At 63.0% G+C, this 16,188-nt stretch carries 14 protein-coding genes; 9 read left to right on the top strand and 5 right to left on the bottom strand.

The window, feature by feature from the left end; all coding sequences use genetic code 11:
• Positions 1 to 111: 111 nt before the first annotated feature.
• Positions 112 to 1,290 (bottom strand): aspartate kinase, encoded by a 1,179-nt coding sequence (locus AC0QDI_RS13185; protein ID WP_474668833.1) that lies wholly within the window; start codon positions 1,288 to 1,290, stop codon positions 112 to 114.
• A 220-nt stretch (positions 1,291 to 1,510) separates the two neighbouring features.
• On the opposite strand from AC0QDI_RS13185, the gene AC0QDI_RS13180 reads away from it, so the two are divergent.
• Positions 1,511 to 1,948 carry a hypothetical protein gene (locus tag AC0QDI_RS13180; RefSeq protein ID WP_474668831.1) on the top strand — a complete coding sequence of 146 codons (438 nt, stop codon included), beginning with the start codon at positions 1,511 to 1,513 and terminating at the stop codon, positions 1,946 to 1,948.
• 700 nt (positions 1,949 to 2,648) lie between these two features.
• Here AC0QDI_RS13180 and AC0QDI_RS13175 read toward each other — a convergent pair.
• Complete coding sequence (locus tag AC0QDI_RS13175; RefSeq protein ID WP_474668829.1) at positions 2,649 to 4,286, bottom strand: DNA-directed DNA polymerase II small subunit; 1,638 nt, start codon at positions 4,284 to 4,286, stop codon at positions 2,649 to 2,651.
• Between the two features lie 236 nt (positions 4,287 to 4,522).
• On the opposite strand from AC0QDI_RS13175, the gene AC0QDI_RS13170 reads away from it, so the two are divergent.
• Positions 4,523 to 5,404 (top strand): S24/S26 family peptidase, encoded by an 882-nt coding sequence (locus AC0QDI_RS13170; protein ID WP_474668827.1) that lies wholly within the window; start codon positions 4,523 to 4,525, stop codon positions 5,402 to 5,404.
• Positions 5,405 to 5,541: 137 nt separating this feature from the next.
• Entirely contained in the window at positions 5,542 to 6,492 is a 951-nt protein-coding gene (locus AC0QDI_RS13165; protein WP_474668825.1) for a S24/S26 family peptidase, read from the top strand.
• Positions 6,493 to 6,830: 338 nt separating this feature from the next.
• On the opposite strand, the gene AC0QDI_RS13160 is transcribed toward AC0QDI_RS13165, so the two are convergent.
• A complete protein-coding gene (locus tag AC0QDI_RS13160) occupies positions 6,831 to 8,690 on the bottom strand; it encodes a Cdc6/Cdc18 family protein (RefSeq protein WP_474668823.1) in 1,860 nt (619 codons plus the stop codon).
• A gap of 1,281 nt (positions 8,691 to 9,971) precedes the next feature.
• Here AC0QDI_RS13160 and AC0QDI_RS13155 point away from each other — a divergent pair.
• The 5 genes from AC0QDI_RS13155 (at position 9,972) to AC0QDI_RS13135 (ending at position 13,430) form a co-directional block, all read left to right on the top strand.
• Entirely contained in the window at positions 9,972 to 10,610 is a 639-nt protein-coding gene (locus AC0QDI_RS13155) for an Era-like GTP-binding protein (RefSeq protein ID WP_098725035.1), read from the top strand.
• A 5-nt stretch (positions 10,611 to 10,615) separates the two neighbouring features.
• Entirely contained in the window at positions 10,616 to 11,017 is a 402-nt protein-coding gene (locus AC0QDI_RS13150; protein ID WP_474668821.1) for a DUF2073 domain-containing protein, read from the top strand.
• A complete protein-coding gene (locus tag AC0QDI_RS13145) occupies positions 11,017 to 12,117 on the top strand; it encodes an OapC/ArvC family zinc-ribbon domain-containing protein (RefSeq protein ID WP_474668819.1) in 1,101 nt (366 codons plus the stop codon). Before AC0QDI_RS13150 ends, AC0QDI_RS13145 begins: the two co-directional genes overlap by 1 nt.
• A gap of 441 nt (positions 12,118 to 12,558) precedes the next feature.
• On the top strand, positions 12,559 to 12,648 hold the full coding sequence (locus tag AC0QDI_RS13140) for a hypothetical protein (RefSeq protein ID WP_425498462.1): 90 nt from the start codon (positions 12,559 to 12,561) through the stop codon (positions 12,646 to 12,648).
• A complete protein-coding gene (locus tag AC0QDI_RS13135) occupies positions 12,648 to 13,430 on the top strand; it encodes a DUF7089 family protein (protein WP_474668817.1) in 783 nt (260 codons plus the stop codon). Before AC0QDI_RS13140 ends, AC0QDI_RS13135 begins: the two co-directional genes overlap by 1 nt.
• A gap of 147 nt (positions 13,431 to 13,577) precedes the next feature.
• Here the strand turns inward: AC0QDI_RS13135 and AC0QDI_RS13130 are convergent, their stop codons facing one another.
• Positions 13,578 to 14,156, bottom strand: a complete 579-nt coding sequence (locus AC0QDI_RS13130; RefSeq protein WP_474668815.1) for a DUF7090 family protein — start codon at positions 14,154 to 14,156, stop codon at positions 13,578 to 13,580.
• Between the two features lie 406 nt (positions 14,157 to 14,562).
• Between AC0QDI_RS13130 and AC0QDI_RS13125 the strand changes: the two genes are divergently transcribed.
• Positions 14,563 to 15,243 (top strand): class I SAM-dependent methyltransferase, encoded by a 681-nt coding sequence (locus AC0QDI_RS13125; protein ID WP_474668813.1) that lies wholly within the window; start codon positions 14,563 to 14,565, stop codon positions 15,241 to 15,243.
• A gap of 263 nt (positions 15,244 to 15,506) precedes the next feature.
• Here the strand turns inward: AC0QDI_RS13125 and AC0QDI_RS13120 are convergent, their stop codons facing one another.
• Positions 15,507 to 16,088 (bottom strand): DUF1684 domain-containing protein, encoded by a 582-nt coding sequence (locus AC0QDI_RS13120; RefSeq protein ID WP_474668811.1) that lies wholly within the window; start codon positions 16,086 to 16,088, stop codon positions 15,507 to 15,509.
• Positions 16,089 to 16,188 lie beyond the last annotated feature (100 nt).

Genomic DNA, 16,188 nt, shown 5'->3' with positions numbered 1-16,188 from the left:
GGACGTATACTATCGAACGTGTGATCATCATCGTCGGCTACCGGTCGCGCTCCCCGGCGGCGATGTCGGAGGAAACATCGAATTACGGCACTCGAGGACGGCTCGAGCGAATTAGAACAGGTCCTGGGTCAACTCGAGGGTTTCCTCGCGGTCCTCCCAGTCGACGAAGAGGGCGACGCTGGTCGCGCTGGTGATGATGTCGTTGAGGTGGATCCGGGCCTCGGCGAGCGGGTTGACGATCTCGCTGATAATTCCCGGCTGATTCGGGAGTTCGCCGCCGGTCACTCGAACGACGGCGACCGGCGAGTCGACGGTGACGCTCGAGAGTTCGTCGCTGGCGATGACCTCCCGATGGAGGATGTTCTCGGCGCGTTCGGCCTCCTCCTCGTCGATGTAGAAGGTGATCGTGTCCATCCCGCTCGCGACGGCGTCGATGTTGACGTCGCTCTCGTCTAAGGCGGCCGAGAGCTGATGGAAGACGCCGGGCTGGTTGCGGATCGCCCGGCCGGCGACGGTCAGGCAGGCCAGCGGTCGCTCGCGCAGGTCGACCAGGCTCCTGAACTCGCCTTCGATACTCGTCCCGCCAGAGAGGAGGTCGCCGTGTTGGTAATGGACGACGCGCACGTCGAGAGTCCCGTCCTTGTACGACAGCGCGGAGGGAGCGACGACCTCGGCCCCGCGAAACGAGAGGTTCCGGAGTTCGTCGACGGAGATCTCGCCGACGTTGCGAGCCCCTTCGACGACGTGTGGGTCGCCGGTCATGACGCCCTCGACGTCCGTGACGATGACGACTTCGTCCGCGTCCATATACTTGCCCAGCATGACCGCCGAGGTGTCGCTCCCGCCGCGACCGAGCGTCGTAATCGAGCCGTCCGGCCCCTCCGCGAGGAAGCCGGTGAGGACCGGTACCGTGTCGTCGAGCTGCGACGCGAGCGCCTGGCCGCGCCGCTGGGTCTCCTCGACGTTGACCTCGCCGTACTCGTCGGTGATGACGGGCCACTCGTCGCTTCCGGGCTCGAGGAAGACCGAGTCGATCCCTCGAGCCGATAGTGCGGCCTTGAGCATCCGAACCGACGTCCGCTCGCCCATGCTGACGATCTGGGCGCGGTCGGCTTCGTCGGTGTCGAACGTGATCTCGTCGAGCAGTTCGTCGGTGGTCGACCCCATCGCGCTGGCGACGACGGCGATCTCGTGGCCGTCCTCGACGGCCGCGGCGATCGAGTCCGCGGCGCGGTTGATCCGGTCGCCGCTGCCGAGACTCGTTCCGCCGAACTTCGCTACGACGCGCATACTGCCACCTCGGAGGCGGACCGCTTTGCGATACTGTGACTCATACTCGATCCGTTACCAGAGCGGGCAGATAACTGTGTCCCATCGATCGCATTTTTACCGGTCCCCGAGCGGGAGCTGATTCGACTCCCGTACGCGCGAAAATTGACAGCCGTCGAACCAGTCACGCGAGGCGGTCGCGACCGGGATTTATTGTTGTGCGCCACATTACCACACGTCGATGAACGTACGGGACGCACTCGAGGCGGACGCGGACGCGCTCGCGTCGATCGCGGACTCCCCTACGGACGTGATGCGAAATCTCGTCCACGACCGCACGGTGCGCGTCGCCGAGGACGGGAGTCACGATCCGAACGCCGACGTCTCGAGCTCGCAGTACGACGGCTCCGACCCGGAGGATCTGCTCGGCTTCATTAGCTTCGATGCGCGCGAAGACACCGTTCACGTCACGCAACTCGACGGCACGAGCGAGGCCTGCGAGCGGTTGCTCGCCGAGCCGGTTCGCTTCGCCGAGCGCGAGTCGATGGCCGTCGAAGTGCTCGCCCCGCGGGATGCGACCCCCATCGAGGCCGCGGCCGAAGCGCTCGGCTTCGAGCGGCGCGGCCAGGGCCCCCACTTCGACGGGGCCTCGACGGTTCGCTTCCGTCTCGAGCCCTGACCGACGGCGAACGAACTGCACCGTGTCCCGCGCCTCGAGTCCTGACTGGCAGCCTCAGTTCGGTGCTGATACCGCTTGCTTGTGCCAAGTCACTCGTGCTGTACAGGGGACCTATGTATCGCTCAGTCTGAGCAACCGATGTGCGGTGGCGCGCGCTGTTAGCGAGGCGCCACTAGTGCGAGACCGGAGGTCTCGCAGACCATTCGCGCGGCAACGCCGCGCGAAGACGACGGGAGCGCCTCGAAAGCGAATAGCGCGGGACCAGAGGTCCCGCGAACCATGCGAACGGGTCTTCGACCCGTGAGCAGACCGACCGAGTGCTAGCGAGGGGGCCGACGATACTGCGCGAGGTCTTCGTGAGTCTTGCGAACGAAGGCTTGGAAGGCGCGAAGCGTCTTCCAGTGGATGAGCGAGGGAGCGCAGCGACCGAACGAATCGGCTGGGGAGGGCGTGGCGATTCCCTGTAGCCACGATAGCAGGACACTTCTTTTTCAACTACTCCCTCTAGAACACACCGTTCCATTCACACGACTTCTCGAGCAGGTGATTCGAGAGAGAAGCGAAGAATCCGCCCGGAGAACATGTACTGCACGTCCGAACTCGAGTCACTGCTCGAGACGGAGACGGTCACAGTCCCGAGAGTCAGGTTGAGCGCGGCCAGAACCCCGAAATTGGAGACGAGCGGGTCTACAACGCTGGGTCAACTGAATTTCTGAACCGTCACGTCGAGCGTGTCCAGATCGACGATCGGCGCGAAGCCGGCGTCGGGGTCGATGTTGACGCTCTTCTGGAAGTCGGTCTGGGCCTGCCAGCAGCCGGAGTTGATCGCGAGCACGTTGTGGTACTTGCCGAAGCCGAGTTTGTGGACGTGGCCGGTGTGGAAGATGTCGGGGACCTCCTCCATGATGAGGTAGTCCTTCTCCTCGGGCGCGAGTCGCGTGTGACCGCCGAACTGCGGGGCGACGTGGCGCTTCTTGAGGAGGTGGTACATCGCCTTGTGCGGGTCGTCGTAGCTGGCCTTTTCCTCGGGCAGCTCCGCGATCACCTCGTCCAACGAGACGCCGTGGTACATGAGCACGGACACCCCCTCGAGAGTTACCGTCGACGGGTTGCTCACGATCTGCGGGTCGTGGGCGGACATGATCTCCCGGAGCTCCTCGTCGAACCCGGGCTGGGGCTCCGCGAGCCGAACCGCGTCGTGGTTGCCGGGAATCATGACGATCTCGATGTCGCCCGGCACCTTCTTGAGGTGCTCGCTGAACGCCTCGTACTGCTCGTAGATGTCGACGATGTCGAGTTCCTCGTCCTGATCCGGGTAGACGCCGACGCCCTCGACCATGTCGCCTGCGAGCAGCATGTACTCAACGTGCTGGGCCTCCTCGGTGTGGAGCCAGTCGGCGAAGGCGTTCCAGGCGTCGGCCATGAACTCCTGACTGCCGACGTGGACGTCGCTGATGAGCGCCGCCTGGACGTGGCGATCCGCGGTCGAGGGCTCGTACGTGCGGGGCACGTCCGGGAAGTACATCGAATCGACGAACGCGATCCCCGAATCGTCCGCCAGCGTCCCCTCCATCGCCAACACCTCGTCGCAGAGCAGTTCGTCGACGAGATCGACGTACTCGCGATCCTTCATCACCAGCCAGGGGAAGGTCCCGGTCGCGTCCTCGAGTTCGATCAGCCAGTGGCCGCTGGCGGTCGATCGGATGTCGTTGACCAGGCCGACCATCGCGGCGTCGCTCCCGCCCGGCATTCCCTGAATGGCCGTCGCCGGACGGTGGTTTACTCGACCCCGTAACTTCGATCCGAGCCGCTCGAGTCGGTCCCGGAAGACGGAGACGAAATCGCTGTACTCGCCGGTCCCCGTGCTCTGCCCCGTCATGTCCCCGGTGATCTCGAGCGAACGGATCGCGGGGTCGGCGGCACGGTTCGCTAAAGAAGACCCCTCCGTTTCAACTGGAGATCGGTGGGGCGAATCACCTCCCGTGACGGGGTCGGTTCCAGTTGAAACGGAGGGGGTCGAATCAGCGGACGACGCATCGGTTCGAGTGGGATCGCTCCCCGCGGTTTCGCTATCGACGCTCGTGGTACTCGATTCGATAGAATCGTCAGTGTCGGAACCGTTGGTTCGAGGCGAACCGGTGGCGTCGGTCCGCGAGAGAACCGACTCCACGTGATCGGCCCTAACGACGAGCGCATCGTCCGGGACGTCCTCGAGGACGCGCTCGAGTGCGGCGTTCGGATCCTCGGCCGCCGCGAGCCGCGTCACCGCCTCGCGTTCGGCGTTGTAGCCGCGGCTCGTGAGTTCGCTAACGAGTCGGGCGGCGGCCTCGAATGGCACATACCCCGCATTCGCGAGGGACGGCAAAAGGATAGCGGATCCCCGATTCCCCGCGTCGGTTTTCGATCTGTGTGATGCGGAAAGGGGGCGATTTCGGTTCCGCTCCCGCTCCGTCAGTTCACGGACTCCGGCCGGTCCAGCCGTTTGGCGGAATCGGCAGCTCCCGCCGTCTGCACGTGAAAACGGTCCGAAGCTTGCCGGAAAGTTGATACCGGGGTCGGAGAAACCGGTCGTCAATGGACGGCCCCGACGCCGACGACCGAAACCGCGGTCGGCCCAGCCGTCGCGATCCGTCTTCGGGACCACGGACGGGTCCGCCGTCCGAACCCGATACCGGAGAGCGGACGGAAGGGGCGCGATCTCGAGCGAAGCGCGACGACGCGGTGACGATCGAAGACGACGGGCTCGTCCGCTGGCTCCTCGAGACCGACGATCGAACGGGCACCGCGGTTCGGGACGTCGCGACGATCGTCGCGATCATCGGGGTCGTCGGCGTTCTCCTGTTCGGAAGTACCGGTGCCTGGCCGCCGATGGTCGCCGTCGAGAGCGGCAGTATGGAACCCGCCCTCGAACGAGGGGACCTCGTCATCGTCGCAGACGAAGGACGGTTCGCCGGCGAACGTGCCGTCGCGGGAACGGGAATCGTCACCGCTCAAAGCGCTCGAGAGGCGGGATACGAACGCCTCGGGAGACCGGGCGATGTCATCGTCTTCGTGCCGAACGGCGATTCGACGCAGACGCCGACGATCCATCGCGCCCAGTTTCGGGTCGAACGAGGCGAACGATGGGTCGAGACGAAAGCCGATCCCGCGTTTCTGAACGGCGCGACCTGCAACGATATCGCGTCGTGTCCGGCCCCTCACGACGGGTTCGTCACGAAAGGCGACGCCAACGCGGCCTACGACCAGTTGCCGCGATCGGGTGCGGAGACGACCGTCGTCAGCGCCGAGTGGGTCACCGGCAAAGCGATGGTCCGGGTTCCGTGGGTCGGCCAGATTCGACTGGCAATCGATTCGATGCGTTCGATCGTCGGCAGCGGTCCGATGATCGTCGCCGGCGTTGGAGCCGCGCTCGCACTCGTCTGGTATGGGGCGATCGCCGGAGAGCGCGATCCGTAGCTCGGATGGAACCGTCGGCTCGATCTGGGGTCGACGAAGCGAGGTGATGGTCACCGAATCGACGAGGCGACGTCGATGGCAGTCGATGAGTAACGCGAACAGAAAGTTAATTTCCGGGCCCGGTGAAACGGGTGACGATGAGCGGCCCTAGCTCCGGGAAGCCACCTGGCGATTCCGGCGACGACGACCGTGACCGGTCAGCCTCGAGCGCCGACAGTTCCCAGACGTCATCACGGGAACCGTCACAGCCCGCTGCCGATTCCGACGCCGTCACCATCGAGGACGACGGCTACGTCCGCTGGTTCCTCAAAACGAACGACGAGAACGTCGTGATCGCGCGGGACGTCCTGAGCAGCGTCGCCATCGTCGGCGTCGTCGCCCTCCTCCTGTTCGGTGTCAGCGGTATCTGGCCGCCGCTCGTCGCCGTCGAGAGCGGCAGCATGGAGCCCAACATGCACAAAGGAGACCTCATCTTCGTCGTCGAGGAAGGTCGATTCAGCGGCGACGCTGCCGTCGAGGGAACCGGCGTCGTTACCCGCCGGAGCGCCCAGGAAACCGGCTACGACAAATTCGGAAACCCCGGAGACGTCATCGTCTTTCGGCCCGACGGCAGCCAGGCCGAGACGCCGGTGATACATCGGGCCCACTTCTGGGTCGACAAAGGCGAACACTGGGTCGAACCGAAAGCCAGCGAGGAGATCGTCGGCGACGCGACCTGCGAGGAAGTCCCCAACTGTCCCGCGCCGTACGCCGGCTTCGTCACGAAGGGCGATCACAACGACGGCTACGACCAGATAGGCGGCGGTGCGAATTCCGGTATCGTCAAACCCGAGTGGATCACCGGCAAGGCGCAGTACCGGATCCCGTGGCTCGGATGGGTTCGACTCACCTTCGACAACCTCCTCGGGGGCATGGTCGTTCCCGCGTCGCCCTCGAGCCCGGCGCTCCACGGACAGCCGTCACCGGCGACATCGTCCGGCAGCCCCGACGCAGCCGGCTTCGGAGCAGGAAGTGACCTCGCCGGCGTCACCGGTGCCGGCGTCGCCGGTGTTGGCATCGCACTGGCCGCGGGCCGCTATCGGTCCTGAGCACGGACCGCGAGCCGTTTCGAGCGGTCTTGCTCGAACGCGAGTGCTCTTTCTCGAATTCCCTCCATCGAGCTTCTAACGATCTCTCGAGTCGAAACGAAGGGGCGGAGCACTGTCGACCCATCGCCGCTATCGCGAGCGGAGCGTGCCGGCCGAGACGCGGAAACGGTGCCCGATGGCTGGAGTACCCGCTCGAGAACGAATCGATGCTACGAGTCGACGATCAGTCACCACTGAAAACAGACGGCGTCGCCCGTGATCGACTCGGCGTCCGCCGGTATCGCTTCCACTATTGGTGGGAGAACCACAGCGTCGAACGGAGCCGTCCACTCGTTCCCTCAGTTCTCGAATCGGGCCTGAACGAACGGCTGAATGTCGTCGATATCGCTCAGTCGGGAGTCGGAAAGCAACACGGCCTCCGTCTCTTCGAGTGGAACGGAGAGACTGATCTCCTTCGTCCGACCGTACCGACCTTTCGAGACGACGACGGCGTTGACGATGCCGAGCATGTCGAGTTCGCTGATGAGGTCCGTCACCCGACGCTGGGTCAGGACGTCCGCGTCGATCTCCTCGCAGAGGCGCTTGTAGATGTTGAACACCTCGCCCGTGTTGATGCTGTGGACGCCGTTTTTCTCGAGCAGGATGATCGAGAAGAGCACGAGCTTGCTCTGCGTGGGGAGCGTGCGGACGACCTCGACGACGCGATCGAGTTCGATCTTGTCCTGGGCCTGCCGGACGTGATCCTCCACGATCGTCTCGGCCTGCGATCGCTCGGCCAGTTCGCCCGCCGTTCGAAGCAAGTCGAGCGCGCGGCGCGCGTCGCCGTGTTCCTGCGCGGCGAAGGCCGCACACAGCGGGATCACGTCGTCGGAAAGCGCGCCTCCCTGGAACGCGACGTCGGAACGGTGTTCCAGAATGTCTCGCAGCTGATTCGCGTCGTACGGCGGGAAGACGATCTCCTCCTCGCCCAGCGAGGATTTGACCCGCGGATCGAGGAAGTCGGTGAACTTCAGGTCGTTCGAAATACCGATGATCGACACCCGCGAGTTCTCGAGTTCGGAGTTCATCCGCGAGAGGTTGTAGAGCGTGTCGTCGCCGCTCTTCTCGACGAGCTTGTCGATCTCGTCGAGCATGATGACGACGACCCGCTCGTCATAGTCGACCGCGTCGAAGAAAACGCTGTAGACCCGGTCGGTCGGCCAGCCGGTCATCGGAACCTCCTCGAAGGACTCCTTGTCCGCCTCGAGTTCGTCGATTTCGGCTTCGATGGCCTCGCGGTCCTCGAACGACGTCGACTCGAGGGGATGGGCCGACGGGTGCGTCGACGAATCGCCGGCCGACGCGCCGGCGGTGCCGTCGACGGCTCCCTGGCCGGTACCGTCGCCGGCTCTCCGGTCGTTGCCGTCTGTTCGATCGGTGTCATTGCCGTCCGTTCGATCGGTGCCGTCAGTGGGATTCGAGCGATCCGCGAGATTCGAAGACCCCTTCCTTTCGGGTGGAGAATCGCCCGACTCGGGGGTCTTCTCGTCTCCAGTTGAATCGGCAGAAATCGATTCCGACGGATCGTCCGAGACGAAATCGAACGGATCGGACGCCGTCTGATCGTCTGATAGATCGGTCGACTCGGCCGCGTCGGCCGACGCGGCCGCCTCGCGTTCGCGGGCCTTCAGATCGGCGTCGTACTCGTCGAGGGTCTCGAGCAGCGATTCGAGCTCCGCGACGCGCTCGTCGATCCGTTCTTCGTTCTTTTCGATGAACTTGTTCGCGAGTTGTGCGAGCACGCGATACTGCGTATCGGTGACCTCGCAGTTGATGTACTCGACGTCACACGGGACGCTGTACTTCTGCGACGTGCTCTCGAGTTCCTTGCTGACGAATTTCGCGCTGGCGGTTTTGCCGGTCCCGGTCTTCCCGTAGATGAGGATGTTCGACGGCGTTTCGCCCCTGAGTGCGGCGACGAGGATCGTCGCCATCTTGTTGATCTGGTCGCTCCGGTGGGGCAGTTCGTGTGGGGTATAGGACGGGCGCAGGACTTCCTTGTTCTCGAAGATGGGTTCGCCGCTGAGAAGATCGTCGAACAACCCCTGGCTCGACTCCTCCTCGTCGAGGTCCGCCTTCTCGAGGTTCGTCGAGAAACCGCTCGTTCCGTCGATCTCGACCTCGTCTGACCCGTCGATCTCTGAGTTGTCGTCTGACATCCGTCGTATACAAACCCCCTTATTTCGTGTGGAGTGTCGAACCGGGAAGCAGGAATATCATCGTGTTATGGCCTCCGTGGGAGGATTCACTGTTTCAGTTTCGCGGTTCGGGTCCAGTTGATGCAAACGAAACAGAGGAAAACCACGCTAATAAATTCTTCCTTTCCCCTCGCCCCGTGCCGGGAGATCGATGGCGGTCGCGGACGATCGACTGGTAAATCGTCCGGAGAGATCCGACGGATCGGCATCGTGGGGCCAGCAGTCGGCTCGGGAGAATAGATCGTCGAGAGTGTGAATCACGATTCTATCTTGTTCGTATCTAATTTGTTTAGATTTTCGTTTGCGTGTGCGTTTGTCGGCCGTTTCGGAGGAGGACCAAAGGGAGTTCAGAGGAGGGGGATCCGTCTAATCGAGTGATTGTGGTGATCGTCTACTCGAAAAGAGGGGGTTCGATCGATCCTCCTCGAGCTGTCCGAGTGAGAACGGAGAGTAACGTGTCGGGAGAGGGTGGGATGGAGAGTGGGACTGTAAGTGATATCCCTCTGAAGTTTTTGTGCATATTGGCAGATGTCTGCCATTGTGTTCTGATCGATACCACATAACACAGCAACCCGACTGACCCCCCCACCCCTTCGTTTCGGGTGGAACGGCGAGAAGGAGGGGTGGGGTGAGACGGAGCTGTATCCAAGCGAATCTTTATGTGGGTGGGAAAGAAAAGGTATCCGTAGAACTAGCAGACGAAACAATATTACTAGGCTGTTTGTTTTTATTGCTAGACTCAACTAGAATCATTTCCTACAGCTGTACGAACTACTAGACTCCAGTATTCGTTACTAGACCGCTCTCGATCCGCCGATTCGACCGTTTCTGCCCTCAACGATCCGTCTCGAGTCGAAAGAGGGGGTTGAATGACCGGTATCTCCGTCGATCATCGAGCCGTGCCCTCGGTCGTCTCCACTCGAAACGAAGGGGTGGGGGTGTCGAGTTGGGGATTATGGTACGTTATCTCCCCACAATATATCCGTCAGTGAGATTCGCCATCTCGAACCGGGATCTGAGATTTCGTATCACTGTTCCTATCGGCTCGAACTAATCGCGTCGTCCCGTCGACAACTCGGGTAATTCAACCCCACTCCCGCTCGAGTCCCAAGTCGAGTGTTTGGTTCATATCGAATTCCGACACTCCGCTCGAGCGAATTGTCAACACGTCTGACGTAGGCTTAAGTGAGTTCGCTCAGTAGTACGCGCAGATGCACCCCGCGGTGCTGGAGGCCCCCACAGATGGGACTATTCACAGAACTCAAAGATAGTATCTCTCGGGCTGCGGACCGCCTGTTTTCGGAACAGGAGCCCAAACGAATCGGTATCTACGGTCCGCCCAACGCCGGCAAAACGACGCTCGCAAACCGTATCGCGCGTGACTGGACCGGTGACGCAGTCGGTACGGAGAGTCACGTCCCTCACGAGACGCGTCGTGCACGTCGGAAGGAAAACGTCGAAATCGAACGAGACGGGAAGACGGTAACCATCGATATCGTCGACACGCCCGGCGTGACGACGAAGGTCGATTACGAGGAGTTCACCGACGAGATGAACGAAGACGACGCCATTCGTCGCTCCCGCGAAGCGACCGAGGGCGTCGCCGAGGCGATGCACTGGCTTCGTGAGGACGTCGACGGCGTTATCTACGTCCTGGATAGTGCTGAGGATCCGATCACGCAGGTCAATACGATGTTGATCGGTATCGTCGAATCCCGTGATCTCCCGGTACTCATCTTCGCGAACAAAACCGACCTCGAGGAATCGAGCGTCAAGCGGATCGAGGACGCCTTTCCGCAACACACGACCGTCCCCCTCTCCGCGAAGGAAGGGGAGAACATGGACGAAGTGTACGGGAAGATCGCGGAGTACTTCGGGTGATATCGATGCCGAAAGCAACCAACGCAGACGATTCGGAGCCGGCCGACGGCGTACAGATCGACCTGATCAGCGGCGAACGGATGGACGGCATGGCGACGATGGAGAAGATCAGAATGATCTTGGACGGCGTCCACGACGGCAACATCGTCATCCTCGAGGAGGGGCTGACGCCCGACGAGGAGAGCCGACTCATCGAGGTGACGATGGCCGAGATCAGCCCCGACGAGTTCAACGGGATCGAGATCGAGACCTATCCGAAGTCCGAGACCCGCGACTCGTCGTTACTCGGCCGGATCATGGGGAACGACGAGACGGAGGCGAAGTTGACGGTGATCGGACCGGCGAACCAGATCGAGACGCTCCACAAGGACGAAACGCTCATCAGCGCGCTCGTGTCCCGTAACTAATGCCACACCAGTGTACGAACTGCGGCCGGACGTTCGATGACGGCTCCAAGGAGATGCTGTCGGGCTGTCCCGATTGCGGTGGGAACAAGTTTCAGTTCGCACCGACTACCGCGGCCGCAGCTGAATCGTTCGACGGGGACGCCACCGCTGGATCGGCCGAGTCCGTCACCGGTGTCGAATCCGCCGGTGTCGCCGATTCGGCCGACGGTCCCGGTGCGACGGACTCGTCCACCGAATCCGACAGCGTCACCACGCGCGCCGCGGAGACGGTTCGCGATTGGATGCCCGGTCGCTCCTCGGACGCGTCGGACTCCGCGGAGTCGTCGCCGGGAGCGGACGCCGGTCCGGGCGTCCGATCTTCATCCGACACTCCATCGGAGTCCCCACCTGACACCCCGTCGGAGTCCCCACGTGCTACTCCATCGGAATCTCCACCCGGTGATTCGGATACGTCCTCGAAGTCGGACAACCCCTGGCCCTCGAGCGGGCGAGCCGACACCACCGAACCGGACGCCTCGGCGGAGGGTGAGTTCGCCGACTGGCCGGAGACGGCGCGGCGACCCGAGGACCGACCCGGCGACTCGAGCGAGCCGCCGGACGAGGAGTCCGTCGATGCCGAGCGTTCAACCCATCGATCCGCCGGTCCGGCTACGACGCCCGACGGCCCAGCTACGACGCCCGACGGTCCGACCACGACGATCGACGACGACGAAAACACGGCGCAGGCCGACGCCCGCAGTGAAGTCGTTCGTCCGGACGATCTTCCCGCTCATTCCGACGGATTTGATCCGGTCGGGACCGAGCGCGACGCTGGTGGTGGCGGCACAGTTGACTCCTCGACGAACGGACCCGACGACGCCCCGCCCGAACACGGCCGCGTCGTCAGCGAACCCAGCGGGGATCGCCCGTCGATCGAAGACCTCCGGGAAGAACTCAACGAACAGTTCGAGAGCATCAAGATCGTCCGTCCGGGCCAGTACGAACTCAACCTGATGGAACTCTACAATCGCGACGAGTACATCATCTCTCTGCAGGAGGACGGCCGGTACGTCATCGACGTCCCCGATTCGTGGCGCGAGGGCGACGACAGCGACGATTGATGGAATCGAACGCCAGCATAGCTGATCGATGTAGTCGAAAACGATGCGTCCGGCGACGAACTCCCCCTCAGAACGACACCGCCTCCTCGAAATGACACCGGGTCGTTTCTACTGCAGAATCATTATATTCGCCAGTAACACATACCCTATCGACAAATCTGTCTCCATTCGAAATGTTGGTCTCGAGCAATACGACGACTTACAGTCTGATAGGTAATTCTCCAGCCACCACTCGATTCAGTAGCCGTTACCGTCGAACTGTCGACTCGACGAGAACCGATCCGCGGGAAGCTAGGGGTGTCGGCACGGCGGTAATTGCTCTCTGAACTCCCCCGAGCAAATTGCGCGTTCGAAGCGACGGGCGGTAAAGAGAGCGTTCGAAGCGAGGAATAGCGAGCCGAGACAGATGGATTTAAGCGATCCGGAACCGACGCCTCGAGTATGAGCACCGCAACCAAGGTCGTTCTCACGACGGTCGCCGTATCGGCACTGCTGTCGATCCTGCTCGTGTTCCAAACCGCACTCGCCTGATGTTCGAGGCTCGTGAGCTCCCGGATCGACTCGAGTCGGTTCGCGAAACGCGCACACCGGACGGACGAATTCTCGACTGCGAGCGTGATTTCGAGACGCTACCGCCGGCGCTCGCCGAGGATCTCGGGCTGCTCGTCGATGCCCTCGAGCCAGCGAGCTATCCGGCCGACTGGCTCCCCGACGACGCGCCGACCCTCCTCGCCCGCTACGTGAGTTCCGATCTCACCATCGGGATGCCGGGCGACGGTAGCGTCGTTCCGACTCGTCAGACCGAGCCGCCGATCGTCATCGTCAAACCGCGGGTCGAGGGCTCGCCGACCTCCTTCGTCGACTTTCTGATCGCCGAGGCGCTCGTCCAGCTCGACCTCGGCGTCCCCGAGCACTTCATCGGGTTCTTCGAGGAGTCGTATCGCGACCTCGATGCGGCCGTGGCGCTGGATCCGAACGGCACCTATCAGGTCGCCGCGGCGCTGTACGACGGCTGGGTCGGGCTGCAGACCCGCGAGGTCTTCGCGGACTGGCACGACGAGCATCCCGAACTCGCCGACGCCTGGCAGGACGCGGGAACGAGACTCGAGGACCGCGTTTCGGGGCTACCGCGAGCAGTCGCCCGCGGTGAGACCGACTTCGCGGACGCGACCGAACTCGCGTGTGCGGCGATCAAGCACGCGATCGAACTGCCGGCTCCCTTCGCCGCGCTCGACACCGACGCCTATCTGGATCACGGGCCGGCGTACGCGATCCAGTGGGCCGAGAAGACGTTCGACTCGCTCGAGGACTGATCGCGTACAGTTGTGCGAGGCGAAAGCCCACGCCCGTCGTTTCGAGCGGAGGGTCTCCTGAAGCGGCGTCGGTGAACGAAAACCAACGCAGGGAATCGGGAACGGAAGGATCCGGCAAAAACGGAGGCGCGCGTCGCCGGTCGCCACTCAGAACTCGGCGTCGACGCTGCCGTCCTCGTCGAGATCGATGATGCCGTCGAACAGCCCGCGGAACTGCTCGACGAGCGCGTCGTCGTGGGGGTCTTCCGAGAGGTGGAAGAGGCCGACCGCGTCGTGCTCCGCGAGCAGTTCGAGGATCCGCTCGACCGCCTCGAGAGCCCGGTCGTCGCCGGCGTAGTAGGCGAGTTCGGTGACGGAGTCGAAACTGATGCGGAGTTTGCCGTCGTGGTCGCCGAGGAAGCCGTCGATGTGCTCGACGATTCCGTCGACGTCGTCGGGGGCGGCGACGTAGTGGACTGTATCGGAGGACCGCCGGGAGTAGCCGCGTTCGATGCTCAGCGTGTCGAGGATCTCGGCGCATTCCTCGTCGACGTCGTAGTACTCGAGTTTCTGCCTGACCTCGCGGGCGGTGGTTCGCGTGGAGACGACGAGGAAGTTGTCGGTGTCGGTCTTGAGGAAGTCGGTATCGATGCGGTCCGTTTCGCCGGTACTCGGATGCAAGAGGAGTACCCCGGTCCCGCCCGGGATCGTTTCCGGTGTCCCGTCTATTTCGAGCGCATAATCCATATTGACGTGAACAACTTTCGGCACTCCCTTAAGATTGCGGATGTATCTTCCACGGCAGAGACACGTCCGAAAACGGCGGAAGGGTCTCGCAAACTGGCGAGGGTGGGACAGAGCGACTCACCGAGCGTCCGACTCGAAATCCGGATGCCCACGGATTTCGGTCGCTGACGACCCTTCGACCCTATAGTTTAGGTCTACCTAAAAAAGTCTGTCGGTGATTCCCGTACCGGTGAGAACGATGACGGGGTCGTCGGGAGCCACTGCGAAACGGCCGGAAGTCACTGCGAAACGAGCGCTACGAAACGAGTTATCGCAGTGAGAACCACAATCGGAGATCCCCGGTGGCCAGACGAACGACCGATGGCCATGCGAACGAGTTTATTCGTGCGCCTCCCATCGGCCGCATATGAGCGTCCGCGAGGAGTTCGACGAGTGGGCAAGGACCGGCCGAGACAGAGGGATGGAGGACCGCCACTGGCACACCGCGAAGCACGCCCTCGCCCGGATGCCCGTCGAATCCGGCGATACGATCCTCGATCTCGGCTGCGGAAGCGGGTACGCCGGCCGAGCGCTCCGAGACACCAAAGACGCCGGTCGGGTGTACGGTCTCGACGGCGCGCCGGAGATGGTCCGCAACGCGACCGGCTATACGGACGACGAGGACGTCGGCTACGTCGTGGGTGACTTCGACGCGCTCCCCTTCGCCGACGACTCGATCGACCGCGTCTGGAGTATGGAGGCGTTCTACTACGCGACGGACCCGCATCACACCCTCGAGGAAATCGCGCGCGTCCTCCGACCCGGCGGCACCGTCTACTGTGCGGTCAACTACTACGAGGAGAACGTCCACTCCCACGAGTGGCAGGAGTTCATCACGATCGAGATGACGCGCTGGGATCGCGAGCAGTACCGCGAGGCGTTTCGCGATGCGGGGCTGTACGTGGCCGAACAGGACACGATTCCCGACCGCGAGATCACGATCCCCGACGAGAGCGAGTTTCCGACCGAGGACTGGGACGCGCGCGAGGACATGGTCGAGCGCTACCGCGAGTTCGGGACGCTGCTGACCGTCGGCGTCGCTCCCTGACCGTCGGATAGTTGCACGCAACTATCTGACGCGGGGGGAATTGCCGAACCCCCCAATTTCCACTCGAGACGGCCATTCCTCCGCGACAGCCCCCAATACGTCCGGTGGCTCGAGTCGAAACGTACCCGTAGTGGGGTTGAGAGTCGCATCGATCGGTATTGTCCGCTATAGCGACTACTCGAGGGCTACCGGGTTCGACCCTGTACGTGGATACCGAGCCGAGAGATCGGAAGTGAACCGCGACGACGCGCGACCGTCGCGATCTACTCGTCCCGTTCGCCCGCCGGAATCGCGACTTCGAGCCAGTTTTCCTCGGGCGGGAGCGGGCAGTCGAACGTCTCGCTGTAGGCGCAAAACGGCGAGTACGCGAGGTTGAAGTCCACGATGATCTCGTCGCCGTCCGCGAGATCCCGCTCCGGTTCGAGTTCCATGTATCGACCGCCGTCGTAGCTCTGCTGGCCGGTCGTCTTGTCCCGGAACGGCACGAACAGCGGTTCCTCGTTCGGACTCTCCTGTTGGTAGGCCGCGAGTTCGAACGCACCGTCTTCTAAGTCCTCGTCCTCGCGATCGAGTTCGAACTCGAGGGTCACGGTTCGGTGGTAGCGCATCTCGCGGCCCGCGGTGGTGTCCATCAGCACGACCTCGGGATCGTCGTGGACCGTCGCGGTGGCGCTCACGCGGTAGGCCGGGTCCGGATCGAAGTAGTCGAGTCCGTCGAACTCGTCCCGTTCCGCCGGCGGAATCGGCGACTGTGGATGGTCGGCGAAGAACTCGTCTTTCTCGGCGCGTTTCGACTCGAGTTCGTCCCGGTAGCGGTCGACGTCGATGGAGCCGGTGTCGCTCATGGCCGATCTAGGTGGGCGGGACTGGAAGGCGTTACGTTCCGCTCGGCCGTTCGCTTCCGCTCACCGAACATTCATATACTATCACGCGGCCAATCCACTC

This window comes from Natrinema sp. LJW11, assembly GCF_056135975.1.
Note: the sequence above shows the minus strand (reverse complement) of the source record. Positions and strands in the feature narration are given on the sequence as shown.

What these genes read in the sequence shown, in the direction of transcription:
- AC0QDI_RS13180 (WP_474668831.1), top strand. Translation starts at nt 1,511, where the DNA reads ATGAACGTACGGGACGCACTCGAGGCGGACGCGGACGCGCTCGCGTCG.
- AC0QDI_RS13120 (WP_474668811.1), bottom strand. Translation starts at nt 16,088, where the DNA reads ATGAGCGACACCGGCTCCATCGACGTCGACCGCTACCGGGACGAACTC.
- AC0QDI_RS13170 (WP_474668827.1), top strand. Translation starts at nt 4,523, where the DNA reads ATGGACGGCCCCGACGCCGACGACCGAAACCGCGGTCGGCCCAGCCGT.
- AC0QDI_RS13155 (WP_098725035.1), top strand. Translation starts at nt 9,972, where the DNA reads ATGGGACTATTCACAGAACTCAAAGATAGTATCTCTCGGGCTGCGGAC.
- AC0QDI_RS13140 (WP_425498462.1), top strand. Translation starts at nt 12,559, where the DNA reads ATGAGCACCGCAACCAAGGTCGTTCTCACGACGGTCGCCGTATCGGCA.
- AC0QDI_RS13125 (WP_474668813.1), top strand. Translation starts at nt 14,563, where the DNA reads ATGAGCGTCCGCGAGGAGTTCGACGAGTGGGCAAGGACCGGCCGAGAC.
- AC0QDI_RS13160 (WP_474668823.1), bottom strand. Translation starts at nt 8,690, where the DNA reads ATGTCAGACGACAACTCAGAGATCGACGGGTCAGACGAGGTCGAGATC.
- AC0QDI_RS13165 (WP_474668825.1), top strand. Translation starts at nt 5,542, where the DNA reads ATGAGCGGCCCTAGCTCCGGGAAGCCACCTGGCGATTCCGGCGACGAC.
- AC0QDI_RS13130 (WP_474668815.1), bottom strand. Translation starts at nt 14,156, where the DNA reads ATGGATTATGCGCTCGAAATAGACGGGACACCGGAAACGATCCCGGGC.
- AC0QDI_RS13145 (WP_474668819.1), top strand. Translation starts at nt 11,017, where the DNA reads ATGCCACACCAGTGTACGAACTGCGGCCGGACGTTCGATGACGGCTCC.
- AC0QDI_RS13150 (WP_474668821.1), top strand. Translation starts at nt 10,616, where the DNA reads ATGCCGAAAGCAACCAACGCAGACGATTCGGAGCCGGCCGACGGCGTA.
- AC0QDI_RS13135 (WP_474668817.1), top strand. Translation starts at nt 12,648, where the DNA reads ATGTTCGAGGCTCGTGAGCTCCCGGATCGACTCGAGTCGGTTCGCGAA.
- AC0QDI_RS13185 (WP_474668833.1), bottom strand. Translation starts at nt 1,290, where the DNA reads ATGCGCGTCGTAGCGAAGTTCGGCGGAACGAGTCTCGGCAGCGGCGAC.